This is a genomic window from Exiguobacterium sp. s152 (genome assembly GCF_018618335.1).
In the GTDB taxonomy this organism is placed as follows: Bacteria; Bacillota; Bacilli; order Exiguobacteriales; family Exiguobacteriaceae; genus Exiguobacterium; species Exiguobacterium chiriqhucha.
In genome coordinates, this window is sequence record NZ_JACSLX010000003.1 from 154,174 (window position 1) to 169,587 (window position 15,414).

16 protein-coding genes and 1 tRNA gene are annotated in these 15,414 nt (G+C 51.6%); 10 read left to right on the top strand and 7 right to left on the bottom strand.

Annotation, left to right across the window (positions count from 1 at the left end):
• Positions 1-34: 34 nt before the first annotated feature.
• The 3 genes from KNP72_RS07565 to KNP72_RS07575 form a co-directional block, all read right to left on the bottom strand.
• Positions 35-1,021, bottom strand: a complete 987-nt coding sequence (locus KNP72_RS07565) for a LacI family DNA-binding transcriptional regulator (protein ID WP_214832715.1) — start codon at positions 1,019-1,021, stop codon at positions 35-37.
• Between the two features lie 47 nt (positions 1,022-1,068).
• Entirely contained in the window at positions 1,069-1,545 is a 477-nt protein-coding gene (locus KNP72_RS07570) for a GNAT family N-acetyltransferase (RefSeq protein WP_214832717.1), read from the bottom strand.
• Between the two features lie 86 nt (positions 1,546-1,631).
• Entirely contained in the window at positions 1,632-2,495 is an 864-nt protein-coding gene (locus tag KNP72_RS07575; RefSeq protein ID WP_021067358.1) for a cation diffusion facilitator family transporter, read from the bottom strand.
• A 180-nt stretch (positions 2,496-2,675) separates the two neighbouring features.
• On the opposite strand from KNP72_RS07575, the gene KNP72_RS07580 reads away from it, so the two are divergent.
• From KNP72_RS07580 to KNP72_RS07605, 6 genes are all read left to right on the top strand, one after another.
• Entirely contained in the window at positions 2,676-2,987 is a 312-nt protein-coding gene (locus KNP72_RS07580) for a hypothetical protein (RefSeq protein WP_021067357.1), read from the top strand.
• A 38-nt stretch (positions 2,988-3,025) separates the two neighbouring features.
• Complete coding sequence (locus tag KNP72_RS07585) at positions 3,026-3,811, top strand: class I SAM-dependent methyltransferase (protein ID WP_214719653.1); 786 nt, start codon at positions 3,026-3,028, stop codon at positions 3,809-3,811.
• Between the two features lie 144 nt (positions 3,812-3,955).
• Positions 3,956-6,328, top strand: a complete 2,373-nt coding sequence (locus KNP72_RS07590) for an immune inhibitor A domain-containing protein (protein ID WP_214832719.1) — start codon at positions 3,956-3,958, stop codon at positions 6,326-6,328.
• A 110-nt stretch (positions 6,329-6,438) separates the two neighbouring features.
• Positions 6,439-6,509, top strand: a tRNA-Thr gene (locus KNP72_RS07595).
• Positions 6,510-6,647: 138 nt separating this feature from the next.
• The gene (locus tag KNP72_RS07600; protein WP_214711041.1) at positions 6,648-7,208 is read left to right on the top strand and encodes a hypothetical protein; all 561 of its coding nucleotides are present in this window, start codon (positions 6,648-6,650) and stop codon (positions 7,206-7,208) included.
• A gap of 148 nt (positions 7,209-7,356) precedes the next feature.
• The gene (locus tag KNP72_RS07605) at positions 7,357-8,052 is read left to right on the top strand and encodes a queuosine precursor transporter (protein ID WP_214719658.1); all 696 of its coding nucleotides are present in this window, start codon (positions 7,357-7,359) and stop codon (positions 8,050-8,052) included.
• Between the two features lie 32 nt (positions 8,053-8,084).
• On the opposite strand, the gene KNP72_RS07610 is transcribed toward KNP72_RS07605, so the two are convergent.
• Positions 8,085-8,333 carry a hypothetical protein gene (locus KNP72_RS07610; protein ID WP_214719659.1) on the bottom strand — a complete coding sequence of 83 codons (249 nt, stop codon included), beginning with the start codon at positions 8,331-8,333 and terminating at the stop codon, positions 8,085-8,087.
• 146 nt (positions 8,334-8,479) lie between these two features.
• Between KNP72_RS07610 and KNP72_RS07615 the strand changes: the two genes are divergently transcribed.
• The 3 genes from KNP72_RS07615 to KNP72_RS07625 all read left to right on the top strand — a co-directional run bounded on the left by KNP72_RS07615 (position 8,480) and on the right by KNP72_RS07625 (position 9,952).
• Complete coding sequence (locus KNP72_RS07615; protein WP_021067352.1) at positions 8,480-8,836, top strand: PilZ domain-containing protein; 357 nt, start codon at positions 8,480-8,482, stop codon at positions 8,834-8,836.
• An 87-nt stretch (positions 8,837-8,923) separates the two neighbouring features.
• On the top strand, positions 8,924-9,556 hold the full coding sequence (locus KNP72_RS07620; RefSeq protein ID WP_214832721.1) for a hypothetical protein: 633 nt from the start codon (positions 8,924-8,926) through the stop codon (positions 9,554-9,556).
• A 123-nt stretch (positions 9,557-9,679) separates the two neighbouring features.
• The gene (locus KNP72_RS07625) at positions 9,680-9,952 is read left to right on the top strand and encodes a hypothetical protein (protein WP_021067350.1); all 273 of its coding nucleotides are present in this window, start codon (positions 9,680-9,682) and stop codon (positions 9,950-9,952) included.
• Between the two features lie 72 nt (positions 9,953-10,024).
• Here KNP72_RS07625 and KNP72_RS15970 read toward each other — a convergent pair whose 3' ends face one another.
• Both KNP72_RS15970 and KNP72_RS07630 read right to left on the bottom strand, forming a co-directional pair.
• Positions 10,025-10,159, bottom strand: coding sequence for a hypothetical protein (locus KNP72_RS15970; RefSeq protein ID WP_021067349.1), 135 nt, complete (start codon positions 10,157-10,159; stop codon positions 10,025-10,027).
• Positions 10,160-10,215: 56 nt separating this feature from the next.
• Positions 10,216-12,879, bottom strand: coding sequence for a cation-transporting P-type ATPase (locus tag KNP72_RS07630; protein ID WP_214832723.1), 2,664 nt, complete (start codon positions 12,877-12,879; stop codon positions 10,216-10,218).
• Between the two features lie 251 nt (positions 12,880-13,130).
• Between KNP72_RS07630 and KNP72_RS07635 the strand changes: the two genes are divergently transcribed.
• Positions 13,131-14,165, top strand: coding sequence for a PTS sugar transporter subunit IIC (locus tag KNP72_RS07635; RefSeq protein WP_214719662.1), 1,035 nt, complete (start codon positions 13,131-13,133; stop codon positions 14,163-14,165).
• A 42-nt stretch (positions 14,166-14,207) separates the two neighbouring features.
• Here KNP72_RS07635 and KNP72_RS07640 read toward each other — a convergent pair whose 3' ends face one another.
• Positions 14,208-15,254: a lipid II:glycine glycyltransferase FemX gene (locus KNP72_RS07640; RefSeq protein WP_214719663.1), complete on the bottom strand. Its 1,047-nt coding sequence runs from the start codon at positions 15,252-15,254 to the stop codon at positions 14,208-14,210.
• Positions 15,255-15,414: the final 160 nt, after the last annotated feature.

Consider the following 15,414-nt stretch of genomic DNA (forward strand, 5'->3'; position numbering starts at 1 on the left):
GCGGAACCGGTTCCGCAACACAAATGTAAACGATTTAATTTAAAATGTCAACGCTTTCGCGCAATTTTAATTCAAAAATTGTGAACGTTTTCATCGGGATGGTTCCACCTGTTAACAACTGGAGAATCATGTCAGCCGCTCGGGACCCGGTCCGACGGTATGGGAGGTGGACCGTTGTGATGGACGGATGGAGCACTTCGGTGAAATCATAGCCTCCAAATCCACTCACCGAGATGTCGCCCGGGACCGTCTTGCCGGCGTTGGCAAGTCCCTTCAATACGCCGAGAGCGATGTTGTCGGTCGCACAGACGACGAGTGACGCCGACAGTTCATGCCCTATCTGAGCCCCAATCGGAATCGCGTCATCGATTTTAAATGACGTCGTGTACGTCTTCACATCCGCCCCTGCCTCGTTGAAAGCGCGTAAGAAACCGTCACGTCTCGTTTGACCGACGGCGATGTCGTACTCCTCGACACCCACATAGATGACATCGCGATGCCCCCAATCCATGAACTGCTTTCCGAGGGCGTACGCCGCGTCAAAGTCGGGATAGACGAGGCTATGAACGTGTCCATGTTCCTGACCGATCAATAGGACTGGGATTTGAATATCTTTTATCGCCTGTAAGTGCCGTTCCGTCACGGTCGTCCCGAGCCAGATGATGCCGGCCACTTTTTGTTTCGCCAAGTTATATAGCTGCTCAATCTCCCGTTCGGTCTGTTGGGCAGTGTTGACGACGAGCATTTGATACCCGCGTTCGGTCAGTCGTTCATCGATGCCCATCATCGTCCGCGAAGCGGCATAGGAATCGAGCCGCGGGACGATGACACCAATCATTTTTGTCTGTTTTGACTTCAAGCTTTGCGCGAACTGGTTCGGCTCATAGTTCGTCTCTTGGATGACGCGCTCAATCTTGTCTCGGGTCGCCTGTCCGACCGAGCCCCCGTTCAAGTAACGGGAAACGGTGCTTTTCGCGACCCCGGCCAGTTTGGCGATGTCATTGATTGTCACTTGTTTCATCTCAAAAACCTCCATACGAAAAAACTGACGCGTCAGACGCCGTCAGTTCAATGGTTGATTACATATCGTTTTTTAAAGTTTAAATAGTAAAGACCGTTCCGTTTCTCGAAGCCGTTCTTCTCGAGGACATGGTGTACCGCTTTCTGATGCGGACTAGTCGGCGGGATGCCGGCACGAACGGTATGCCCTTCTTTCAAATCGGATTGCTCGAGCGCGAGGCGAAGCCCTTCAGTCGCATAGCCCTTGTCTTTGTATGGGTCAAACACCATCAAATCAAGCTGATAGACACGAGCCAGTTTCAAGAGCAACACTTTTCCGACGACTTGACCATCGACACGGAGGTCGTAATAGAAGTCTTCCCCATAGCTATGGGCGTCGGCTGAGTACACCTGCTCTTCGCCCATCTCGACAAAGATGCCTTTTAACTCTTCGGCTGACATGCCGTAAGAACTTTGACCGTATTTTTTAAAATGCTCATATTCGATCTCATCAATCTGACGAATAGGTTGACGCACGATTTCCATCCCGTGCCCTCCTTAACAGTTATCTCATTGTCTTTCCACACTCATTATATACGAACGGCGCCGTGAAGCGCAAAAGATAACCGAAATCAGACCGGTTCGATGTGAATGTGGACTGTATCGACGGCATGGTGTTCGTCGAGTTCGCGCTCGATGTCATCACATAAATCGTGCGCCTCCTCGACGGTGAGGCTTCCTTCGACGGCAATCGTCACATCGAGCATGACGTGATTGCCGAGGTGACGTCCTTTGATTTCACGGACTTCCTTGACGGCATCAAAGTGTTGGATTGTCTCTTCATACGAATCGACAAGGTCCGGTGGGAACCCGTCCGAGAGCTGATGGGTCGCGTCGAGAAAGATTTGAATCGCCGTCCGGATAATCATCCCCGCGATGAGGACGGCGAGCACCGTATCCATCCACGGCAATTTAAAGTAGGCAAACAGGACGCCGAGCGTAGCCCCGATTGAAATCATGGCGTCGGCGAGATTGTCTTTCGCTGCCGCCTTCAAGGCGAGTGACCGGGTCTGCTTGGCCAATCTCGAATTGTACGCATATACGCCGAACATGACGAGCGCACTCACGAACGCGACGACGGCCGCGAGCGGGTTCGGTTCCACGTATTCGCCCCCAATCAGAGTGGCGATACTGTTCAATAGAACGAACACCCCAACGGCGACCATGATCAGTGATGCGACGAGTGCGGCGAGTGTCTCCATCTTGGCGTGCCCGTATTTATGTTCCGCGTCTCGGGGCAGCGCGGCGATGCGAATGCCGATATAGACGGCGATTGAAGCGATGATATCGGTCGTGTTATTGAATCCGTCGGCGAGGACGGCTTCCGAATTATACAAATAACCGAATACGACTTTTAGGACAGATAAGACCAAATACGTCGTGATGGATAAAATGGCGCCTTTGAGCGCTTTCGGTGGATGAGTTGTCGACTGCATCCGACCACCTCCTTATTAGCTAAGTCAGTATACCAGTCGAATGTCGTGTGGGCATAGAGAAACAGTGTTTCCCTCAGTCAAATAAAATGGAATATATTCCCGGTAGTTTCGTCTTTCGATAATTATGGTAAAGTAAATGAGAAGATACCTAACGGTTACCCAACAAAAGAGGTGAAACGAATGTTTACAGAACGTGATGGAATCAAGCTTCGTTTGGAACAAATTGACAGATTACTCGCCGATTTGAACCGAGAAGCAAAACAATTGATGGCTCGTCTACGCGAACTCGACGCAAGCGGTGAAAACCCGCATGAAGTGACGCTCAAGCCGGAAGATCGCGACACGCTCAAATCGTCAATCGATGAGACGCTCGAAGCGCTTCAAAGCCGCTCGAAACGCCCGATCAACCCGAACGATGAGAAGAAGAAAGAACTCGCCTCGCATAAGGCGCTCATCGATGAATTGTCGGATTTACTCAGCAAGAAAAAATGAGACGCCTCTGCGTCTCATTTTTTCAGTAAGGAGATACTATGACTTATATCGTTACGACTTGTTTACGCCCGACCGAGGCAACCATCGAACGGGCCGCGGCTCACGCAGCAACGTACGACGTCCGTTTTATCCCCCGACGCAAACACTCCATCGACACGTTAAAGCAACGCCACCAGACAGGCGTCCTTGTCTTTGATAAGCGCCGTGTCGAATATACCCCGCTCGACGGAGATGAACCGTTCTTTTTCCACCCATCGAGCTCGGTTTTCCGTGTGAAGCAACTTGCGCGCGGTGGGAACGACCCGCTCGTCGATGCTGCCGCAATCAAGCCAGGTGACCGAGTCCTAGACTGCACGCTCGGGCTCGGTTCGGACAGCATCGTCCTCAGTCACGCCGTCGGTCCGACCGGTCGCGCCGTCGGACTCGAGAGTGAGTTCGTCACCGCGATGCTCGTCAAGGAAGGCCTGACCGTCTGGAAAGAGAAACACGACGCGGTCAATGAGGCGATGCGTCGACTCGAGGTAGTTTGGATGGAAGCCCTCACCTATTTGAAGACATGTCCGGACGATTCGTTCGACGTCGTCTACTTCGATCCGATGTTCGAAAAGACGATTTCAGAATCGGTTCACTTGAACCCATTACGATCGCTCGCCAATACGAATCCACTGTCTTTTGAACTCATGACGGAGGCCCGTCGTGTCGCGGCCAGACGGATTGTCCTAAAGGCTCATTTTGAGAGTGAGACGTTCGAAACGTTTGGTTTTAAAAGGATTGTTCGCAAAACGTCCAAATTTCATTACGGCATCATCGATGTAGAGACTTGACCCCTTAGGTCTTTAGGACCAATCGGGACGAAAGTCTCTTTTTTTGATTCTTATTTTCTGAATATTGACATTAATCCGACACAAGTTTAATGTTGGATTCAAGCTCACACAATTTCCCATTATTTTCACAGGAGGTTAGTACAAATGAAAAAACGTTCCATCCGTCGCACGACGCTCGCCGTCGCGCTGACATCGGTCATGAGCGTCAGTGCGATCCCGGCCGTCGGTGCCGCTCCACTCGCCGCCTCACCGCTACCAACCCCGAGCACGAATACTCCATTCGATCACAACATCATCGATGAGGATCGGCTCGCCAAAGCGCTCGAGAAACGAGGCGTCATCAAAAAAGGGCTTTCGGCTACTGAGCGCCACAAGGCCGTCGATGCCTATATCGAGAAGAAGCAAGGCAATGCGAAAGACGCCCATAAGCACGGCTTGAACGATAAAACCGCTGAAGCGAAAGAGAAGATACATAACCAATTCGAGAAAGAATCGAAACGTCTCCTCGACAAAGCGAAAAAAGGACAAGCGAACTGTCGGAAAGGCAAGCCGAACGGTCAAGTCAAAGTCGACCCGGCCAAGCAAGCTGGCTATAACGGAGCCGTCCGTGAAGACAAAGTACTCGTCCTTCTCGTCGAGTATAGCGACTTCAAACATAACAACGTTGTACAAGAAGAAGGCTATCTCTATAGCGACAACTTCAGTAAAGAACACTACGAGCAGTATATGTTCGGCGATGAGTCGTTCGAACTGTTCAACGGTGAAAAAGTCCAAACGTTCAAACAATATTATGAAGAGCAGTCGGGCGGCAGCTACACGGTCGACGGCACGGTTTCTGACTGGTTGACTGTCCCGGGTACGGCGAAAGACTACGGTGGTGATAATCCGGCTGGCGGGAATGACAACATCGGACCAGGTCCGCGTCAACTCGTCAAAGATACGTTGAACGCGGCGGTCGCCTCAGGCATGGACCTCGCCGAATACGATGAATACGATTTATATGACCTCGACGGTGACGGCGACTTCAACGAGCCGGACGGCTTGGTTGACCACTTGATGATCATCCATGCCGGTACTGGCCAAGAAGCGGGTGGCGGTGTCCTTGGTGATGACGCAGTCTGGTCACACCGTTGGGTCGTCGGGAACAGCCCTTACCGTGTAGCTGGAACGACAGCAGACGTCCCGTACTGGGGCGGTCAAATGGCGGCATTCGATTATACGATTCAACCGGAAGACGGCGCAGTCGGCGTCTTCGCTCACGAATATGGTCACGACCTCGGTCTTCCAGATGAATACGACACACAATACACAGGTCAAGGCGAACCGGTCCAATCATGGTCAATCATGAGCGGCGGCAGCTGGGCTGGTAAAGTGGCGGGTACAGAGCCAACGAGCTTCTCGCCACAAAACAAAGAGTACTTCCAAAAATTGATGGGCGGCAACTGGGCGAACATCACGGAAGTTGACCTTGAAGACATCACGCAACAAGGTTTTGTTTCGAAACTCGATCAATCGGTGACGAAATCAACCAACCCTGGATTGTTGAAAGTGAACCTTCCAGACAAGAAAGTAAAAGGCATCGAACCAGAATACGGCGAGTATTACTACTACTCGACAAAAGGCGATAACTTGCATACTGAACTCTCGACACCGACGGTCAAACTTGGAGCGGACGGTACACTCGCTTTCGACACACGTTTCGATATCGAGTTTGACTACGACTACTTGTACGTGAAAGCACTCAGCGGCGGCAAAGAAGTCGTCCTTGACGTCTACGGCGATGACAACACTGGAAACGGTGCGGAATCGACGAACGGCGCTTGGGTGAACAAATCGTACGACTTGTCACAGTTCGCTGGTCAAGACGTACAAATCGTCTTCGAATACGTGACGGACGGTGGTCTTGCCCTTGAAGGGTTCGCCCTCGACAACTTGTCGATCACGTCAAGCGGACAATCGCTCCTCGCTGACGATGCGGAAGGCGCAGAGAAAGTCACGCTCGACGGCTTCGTCAAGTCGGACGGCTATGACACGAAACCGCACTACTACTACCTCGAATGGCGCAACCATGAAGGCGCTGACACTGGTCTCTTGAACGGCCGTGGCGTCAAGTACAACACAGGTCTCGTTGTCTGGTATGCGGATGATTCGTTCTCAGACAACTGGGTCGGCATCCATCCGGGTGAAGGTTTCCTCGGTGTCGTCGACTCGCACCCTGAGGCACTTATCGGCAACTTGAACGGTCAAGACACAGTCGCTGGCAGCACGCGTTACCAGATCGCAGACGCGGCGTTCAGCTTAGACAAGACGCTCCCTTGGTACATCGATTCACCGAGCCGTGGCATCTATGACTACAAAGCTCAACCAGGCGTGAAACAGTTCAACGACGCCAACACGTACATCAACTCGCTCATCCCAGATGCGGGCCGTAAACTTCCACAATACGGTCTCGTCGTCGACGTCGTCGGCGAAGCGAAAGACAACTCGGCTGGAGCAGTTTGGGTCCGGACGAAGTAAGCTTGATTCAACGCACCCCCGCCCTTCTCACAATGAGGAGGACGGGGGTCTTATTATTCTAAAAAAGCTTGAAATTTCATGACAGACTGTGTAACATACTAGATGTAACCGCCTCTGTAGGTTAGTGGCAGACCTCAGCAATGGTAATGCTGCAGCACGAGTTCGATTCTCGTCGGAGGCATCAAATGGATTCCGTGACACGGACCAACACAAGCACTTTCTCAAACTATTGAGAAAGTGCTTTTTTATAGTCGATCGTCCATCCTTATATTCCAATAAATGGTATGATGGATAAATACTTATATAAAGGAGACTCGATATGAAACGTTTCATCATTCTACTTGCTGCCGTCGCCTTATTGGCCGCCTGTACCGAACAGACGACAGATCGTACGTCTGACTCACCCCCGAAAACTAAAAATGTCGTAATCGATGTATCCGAGACACAACCTTTCTCCGAGCCCGTCCCGACCGAAGAAGAAGTCACAATCTTTTTAGGGTATCTTGAGTCTCTGAGCAGTGATACGCTCGGCGCGTTGCGCGAATCAGAGCAGGCAATTTTCCCCTGTGGGATGTCTTGTGAAGACCGTCCGCTTGACGAAATCTCTACGCAAATCGACAGTAACCTGGAAGAACTCGAATCCGTCCGTGCCGACATTGATGAGATTCTCCCGGCACTTGACCACTTGTTGTCATCTGACGCCTCAGGCATCGACCGCGAGGGGTTGACCTCTGTATTGAACGAACTCACTTACATTAGTGAGACGTTGACACGATTTATAGAAGGTGACGATTGGGAATCTTGGGAACATGCCCGTACCAAATTGAATCATCTGTCATCGATGATGAAAGGCATCGCCATTAACCTAAGTGGTGTATGACAGCATATCAACTAGATATATCGCTCTCATCCAACCCCGGGTGAGAGCTTTTTCCGTTTAGTCATGGAAACTGTCTTGACACAGTTTCCGTTCCTCTATAAACTTGTAAAGTTGACAGAATGAATGATTTGGAAGGAGTACGATCCCCATGCTCAATGAATGGTTATGGATTCCTTCTGCCTTGCTCACGCTCGGTCTGCTCGTCCTCAGCTACAAGCTGTTCGGACGCGTCGGACTGTTCGCCTGGATCGCGATGGCCTCGGTCGTCGCCAACATCCAAGTGACGCAGCAGATTGTAATCGGTGGTTTCATCTTTACTCTCGGGAATATCGTCTACGGTTCCCTTTATTTAGCGACAGATATCTTGAATGAAAAATACGGTCGTCACACCGCCCGTAAAGGCGTCTGGCTCGGCTTCTTCATCTTGATTGTCTCGACCGTGCTCATGCAATTCGCATTGCTTTATGAGCCGTTTGAAGAGGCACTGTTCATGCATGAGAGCTTCAAAGCGCTGTTCTCGATGCTTCCGCTCATCACGCTCGGTAGTCTCGCCGCGTACCTCGTCTCGCAACTGTTCGACGTCTTCATCTATTCGAAGATTCGCGCCAAAACGGGTGAGAAAAAACTGTGGCTTCGGACGACCGGTTCGACCGTCGTCTCTCAGTTCATCGATACGCTCACTTTCTGTACGATTGCCTTCTGGGGCATGGAATGGGATATCTGGTGGAACATCTTCATCACGACATATGTCGCCAAGTTCATTATCGCCTGGATGGCGACACCGTTCATGTATTATGCGAAACGGACCGTCCCACAGGACGGCGAGACAGAAAAAGCTGCTTAATCAAAAACCGCGAGCCGATGGGCTCGCGGTTTTTACTTTCCTTTGATATGAAGCCGCACCGCATAAGGGCGTGCATCTTCAAGCGACGATTTCTCCCGACAAACGGTGAGCGCCACGTACGCGTCGATGGCGAGCGCCTCGATGGCCTCGTCCGTCGCCTCGACCTCTAGTATGGTGTAGGGCGGCAGTTGTTCCAATTTGATCCACTGCCCGTGTAGATTTTTCGCGTAGATGATTGGTTCGTCGATCGAATAGCGTCGGAGTAAGTCCTTGACGTTCATACGATCCCTCCTTCACCAACTCTGTCTTTCTATTATAGAAAGCGTTTGCAATTCTGTAAACCGCGCTTCCTAAATTTTGGTGGCTTCACCCCTTCACGATTCACTTCAAATAGCCGATAATCTAGGTAGAGAAATGAGGTGAACCGATGCGCTATCGACGACAAGAAACGTTTCGCTATATTTTACCGAATCCCCGCTTCATCCCATATCGCCTCATTTGGGAAGACAAAGAACTGCATGACGGGGAAGCACAACTGCTCAATATCAGCGCCCACGGTCTGAAGATGCGGTGCGACTACTTATTCCCACTTTCCGAAGGGCTGAAAGTTCAGGTCAAATTGGATCTCGTCCCGTTGATTCAACCGCTCGACTTAACGGGCCACGTCAGGCACCGCGGACAAATGGGAAGTTTATATGATTACGGGATCCGACTCGAATCAGACTCAGACGAGACCCAGCAACTCGTGACGATGATTAAAGCGTATGCTCGTGAAAATCAATGAGAACGTGTCGATTGACACTTCTCATTTTTTGTTCGCTTGATTCCAGGGTATACTAATGGAAACAGAGACAGACTCGAGGTGTTGGGCATGACTAGAAAGTTTTTACTCATTCCGTGGGCCACTGCGATTGCTATCGCGCTCCTCGGTCCGAATGAACCGTTCTCGAGCCGGTTTTTGCTCGATTTCATCACGTATAATACGGACGCCTATGAAGGATATTCGCTTTCCCTTTTCAGCATCCTAGGCGTCTATCCGCTCGCCTTGTTCCCGCTTCTTTGGTCTGAGGTGAACCAGTTGCGCCCGAATCCTCTCATACCGGCAGCGACCGGTTTCATCGTCGGCGGCTTCATCATTGCCCCGTACTTGGCGTTCGCGCGGCAGTCGCCTTATCCGACACCGATTAAGCCGCTCCCGACGCGACTGCTCGGGGTGCTACTCTTGCTCGTCACGATTGGCTTGTTCATCGCCGCATCAACGACCGGGAACGTGGCCGAATATTGGTCTTACGTCGAACAGAACCAGTTCGTCCGGACGATGACGGTCGATTTCGTCTTGCTCGCCTTCATCCAAATCACGTTGATGAATCGGGATGCCAGGCGCTACAAGATGAGTTTGTGGCCTCTGCCTTATATCCCCTTGTTCGGTTTGTTGTTCTGGCTAATCATTCGCCATAAACAACCGTTCAACGAGGCACCACCGAACCGCCACAAATTAAAATGAGACGAGCCCCTTTCACATTCAACAAGGAAGGGGCATCTCTATGGAAACCGGGATGACGGTTCCCAAATCAGTCCAGCTCCTTTATACTGAGAATTCAGCTTACAGACGAAAGAAGGTACACCAATGAGATTTTTTAAAGTGATGACGCATACGAACGACAGAGGCGAAGACATCATCTTGAGCGAATACTTCAAAATTAACGACAAACAAGTCGATCAGTTTTTGAAGGACACGCTCGAGCTTGATATGTACGACCAGAAAGTGACACTGAAAGAGTGTCAAATCGCCAAAGACCGTTGGGAATGTCCGGTCGGCGATTTCGTCGTCGTCGAGTATTTCAATGAGAAAGAATTCGACAAGATGACCGAGTATCGCAGCCCGGCACCGAAGAAATAACAGTAAAAAGGGATTTCCGACATTGATCGGAAATCCCTTTTTGTATGAAGCGCCTATCAAGCATCGGCGTCCTTAGTTTGAGTCGTCATTGTCCTGTTCCGGGTCCGGATCTGGATGTTGGGTCGGTGCCGGTTTAGTGGCCGGATCTGACTCTTCATCCGGGACTGGATCTGGGTGTACCCCAGGTTGTGATTCATCACGTTTCATTGAGCATCCCTCCTCTGCATAATGCTTTAATTCCACATTCCGTCTTCACTAAAACATCAGTGTATGTCTTTGTTACCGATGACACGACGCGAGATGGCTTTCTCGATTTCGACGATGACAAAGACGATGAGACCGAACGCGACCGGATAAATCCAGTCTTGCAGCTCGATCGGTGCCGTACCGAACAGCGTATGCATGAACGGGACGTAGGTGATGAACAACTGGAGCCCGATCAGTAGTGCTGAGACGACAAAGGCGATTTTATTGTCGAAGAAATGACGGTTGAACGCTGGCGCGAGCTCCGTCCGACAGTTGAACAAGTGGAACAGTTGCGCCATGACGATCGTATTGAGCGTAATTGTCTGCAACTTATCGGTCGAATAATCGAAATCACCGAGCATATAGTTGATAATTAAACTACCGCCCCCGATTAAGATCGAGACGAACGTTATGCGGAAAATGTAATAGCTACTTAACAACGGCACGTTCGCAGGGCGCGGCGGCCGTTTCATCGTGCTCTCTTCAAGCGGCTCGAATGCGATAGCGAGCGAGAGCGTGATGGCGACCACCATGTTGACCCAGAGGATTTGAACCGGGCTAAGTGGTGCCGCTGCACCAAGCAAGATACTCATGGCGACGAGAAGTGCTTGTCCACCGTTTGTCGGGAGCAAGAACAAAATCGTCTTCTTCAAGTTATCGTAGACACGGCGTCCTTCACGGACGGCGTTGTAAATCGTCTTGAAGTTGTCATCGACGAGGACCATCTGCGAGGCCTCTTTCGCGACTTCCGTTCCTTTAATCCCCATCGCGACACCGATGTCGGCCCGTTTCAAGGCTGGTGCGTCATTGACGCCGTCTCCGGTCATCGACGTGATTAAGCCGTTCTGTTGCAACCCTTTGACGAGACGAAGTTTATCGTTCGGGCTCGTCCGGGCGAAGACATCATTATGAATCGACGCCTCTTTGATTTCTTCGTCGGTCATGTTCGTCAATTCTTTCCCTTCGAGGGCACCTTCGACTTCCATACCGAGTTCTCGCGCGATGGCGACGGCCGTGTCTTTATGGTCGCCGGTAATCATCTTGATACGGATTCCTGCGTCACGACAAGCCGCGACCGCTTCAATTGCTTCTTGACGTGGCGGATCGACGATACCATAAAGCCCGAGGAACGTGATGCCGTTCTCGACGTCTTCGTGGTCGACCGTCTCTTTCGAGGCGTCGACTCGCTTGAAGCCGCCTCCGAGCACGCGTTGTCCGCGATCGGCAATCTCTTTTCGTTTCTCATCCCAATAGGCGCGGTCAAACTCCGTGTCTTCCGCCATATCGAACAGGCGGTCCGGCGCCCCTTTGATGAAAATCATGCGCTCGCCTTTATAATCGACGAGCGTCGCCATATATTTGTACTCCGAATCGAATGGAATCTTCGAAATGACGTCCAAACGTTCGATTGGCCGCTCCGCCTTCTCGGCGAGCGTGAGCAAGCATGCTTCCGTCGGGTCACCATTGACGACCCATTCGCCGCCTTCTTCATACAACTGGGCGTCATTACACGTTTTCCCGACCGTTAGCAAATCGATCATCGACTCGTCATCATCCAAATCGAACGGTTGGCCGTTCAATTCCAAATCACCGTCCGGCTCATAACCGCTCCCTGACACTTCGATGTCGTGTTTAGCCGTGACGACTTGTTTGACGGTCATCTCATTTTTCGTCAACGTCCCGGTCTTATCGGTACAGATGACCGATACGGCACCGAGCGTCTCGACCGATGGTAAGCTGCGGACGATGGCTTTCTTCTCGGCCATGTTCCGGACACCGAGCGCAAGGATGATTGAGATGACTGCCGGTAATCCCTCTGGAATCGCGGCGACGGCGAGACCGATTGTCGTCAGCATCAACTCAATCGGATCGAAATCGCGGACGAAGTAACCGAACGCGTAAATGACGACCGAGATGACGAGGATGGCGATGGATACCGTCTGACCAAACTTCGTCGTCTGGCGAATGAGCGGCGTCTTCACCGTCTCGACTTCAGCAATCGAGGCGTTGATTTGGCCGAGTTCCGTGCCTTCTCCGATTGACGTGACGATTGCTTTCGCGCTTCCTGTCGCCACGCTCGTACCCGAATAAATCATGTTTTTGCGATCACCGAGGACGGCGTCTTCCGGGACGACTTGAATTTTCTTCTCGACCGTCGTCGCTTCACCCGTCAATGCCGATTCCTCGACTTTGAATTTCTCGGCTTGGATGATACGGGCGTCAGCCGGGACCTTGTCCCCGGCGGCAAGGACCAAGATGTCCCCTACGACGAGGTCACTCGAGTCGACTTGGCTCTGCTTGCCGTCACGGATGACGCTCGCTTTCGTCTCAAGTAACTTTTTGATACCTTCTAACGCTTGCTCGGCCTTGTTCTCTTGAAGGTAACCGACGACCGCGATAATCGTCACGACGAGCACGATGACGATCGTATCGATGTACTCCCCTAAAAAGCCGGTGACGACAGCGGCACCAAGTAAGACGAAGACAAGAATATCATTGAATTGACGCAAAAATTTTATGATTTCAGGTGTCTTCTCTTTCTCGGGCAGTACGTTCTTCCCGTACTGCTCTTGCCGATTTGACACTTCCCCTTTTGACAGACCGCTGTTTGTGTCCGTCTCGAGCAAACTCTTTACCGCATCCGGTTCGAGTGCGTGCCAGTTTTTTGTCTCCATTTGCATCTCTACTCCTCCTTGGTCATTCCTATATCAAAAGTCTTTCCCCTTTCTGTTCCCACTCCGGACCGGACTGACACATATGAGCTTGTTTTTTCGTGAATTTCACAGTTAATTTTGTTCACAATTATCCAATACCTAAGATGGAAACGCTACCACCAAAAAAAGTCGTGTCAGATGGATGAAATGGCTTTACAGAACCGTTCGAATGGTTAACTATAGAGGAAATATAGAACAGAGAGAAAGAGGTACACCATATGGTCATTATTCAAGGTATCGCACTTTTACTGTTGATTCTTGCCTTATTCACATTATTCAGCTACAAAGCTCCGTTCGGGATGAAAGCGATGGGCGCCCTAGCCGGCGCCGCCATCGCCAGTTTCTTGGTCGAGGCATTCAACGCCTACGCCATCGGCGGTCTGCTCCCGCTTCCTTTATATGAAGAAGTCGGACAAGCAGCCGGTTCATTATCAGGTCCGGCCGCAGCCGCGCTCGTATCGATTGCCCTCGGCATCAATCCGGTCTACGCGCTCATGCTCGGACTATCGGTCGCGGGCTTCGGGATTCTTCCCGGCTTTTTCGCCGGCTACATCCTCGCGCTCGCCGGTCGTAAATTAGACCGGCACTTGCCGGCCGGTGTCGACATGATTTTCTACGTCATCATCATGGCTCCGCTCGCCCGTCTCGTGGCGACAGGCGTCGATCCGCTCGTCACGAACACGCTGACACAAATCGGTGCGGTCATCGAACTCGCCGCGACACAGAACCCGGTCGTGATGGGACTTGTCCTTGGGGGGATCGTCACGGTCGTTTCGACGTCGCCACTCAGCTCGATGGCACTCACGGCGATGCTCGGCTTGACAGGTGTGCCAATGGCCATTGCCGCCCTTGCGTTGACGGCGTCGATTTCGATGAACTTCTTGCTGTTCAAGCGCTTGAACATCGGGACGAAGAAAGACCAACTATCGGTCGCAATTGAACCGCTCACGCAAGCAGACCTCATCTCGGCGAACCCGATCCCGATTTACAGCGTCAACTTCGTCGGCGGTGCGATTGCCGGACTCATCGTCGCCATGACCGGCATGGTGAACGATGCCCCAGGTTCTGCTGCCGGGATTCCGGGACTGCTCGTCATGTACGGCTTCAATGATTGGCAGACCGTGACCGTGACGGCGCTCATCTTGTTCGGAGTCGGGATCGTGGCCGGACTCGTAGGTAGTAAGCTGTTCAAAAACTTCCCAATCACGCGCCAAACCGAAAAAATGGCTGTTTCTGACGAAGAAGCCGCTTAATACAAAAAGGTTCTCACTCGAAATGGAGTGAGAACCTTTTTGTTATCGTTCCGCTTGCACTTCGGCGACCGTCTCTGCGACCGGTGTCCGATAGAGCGGAAAGAAATCAGATGGTCCGTGGCGGAGCAGATGATCTTGATTCAACCGGTGATAGACCACCTCGTCGAGCACGGCTTGACCGATGTAATACGTGAGCGGCTCGTCACTCGAGAAATTCTGCTTGAAATGAAAGAGCGCATCTTCCCCGGTCGCACCGCCACCGAGATGAAGGTACACCTTGTCCTTCTCGACCGCTCGACGAATCATCTCCCGGAACAAGAAGTGGTTCGGCCGGAGCGCCAAATAGTCCGCTTCCGACCCGCCAAGATGATAGTGGGCCCCGTCATCTCCGAACAACATGAACACGCCCGCCACGATGATGCCGTCATGGACGGCAAACAATAATTCCGTCTCACACGTATCGCTGTTCCATAGGTCCTCGAAGTATCGGTCCGGGAAGTAATAGATGTCGTTCGCAGCACGCCGGTCCATCGTGGCCCGATACAGTCGAATGAACTCACACAGTTCATTCGACTGCCCACGAGCGACCGTCACCTGTTCACGTACAGCACGCTTCACGTTCCGTTTCGTCATCTTGCTGAAACGTTGCTCAAGCTGTTCGAACGAATCATCAAGTCGGACGTGGACCGTCTGCCGAATCGGGACGGCTTGCCCAAATACTTGCATCAAGTCCGGATCGACGCGACATGGATGATAACGAATCGTCTCGGTGACGGTTGCTTGATTTTCAGGGCGTTGCAGAAAAAGTCTGCGTGCCTCCTTGACGTCCTCGTTCGTGAAGTTGCCTTTACGGAACGGGCCGCCATAACCGTACGCCGTCACGAGGTCGTCGTGGCGATGCGCGATCGGACGACGGATGTACGGGTAGAGTAAGATCCCGTCATCTTTGGCCGCGATATACAACTCAGGCTGCTCGCCGGGTTCACAGTTGGCCAACACGTAGTCGTAATGGTCATACGAATCACAGTTGACCTCCCGCAACCAGTTCTCCCACTCCCAACGGTGTTTCACGATTTGATTGAACATCATCCGTTCCCCTCTTCCTAATATTCGTCATTGGTTCGAAGCGTGACAGGACAGTCTGAAGTCGTTTCCTATGTCCTGTTCCCATTCACCGCTGACTATTTGAAAGAGACGGATAGCTTTTTGTTGTTAACAAACATGAAGCGAGTTTGTTCATTCACAATAA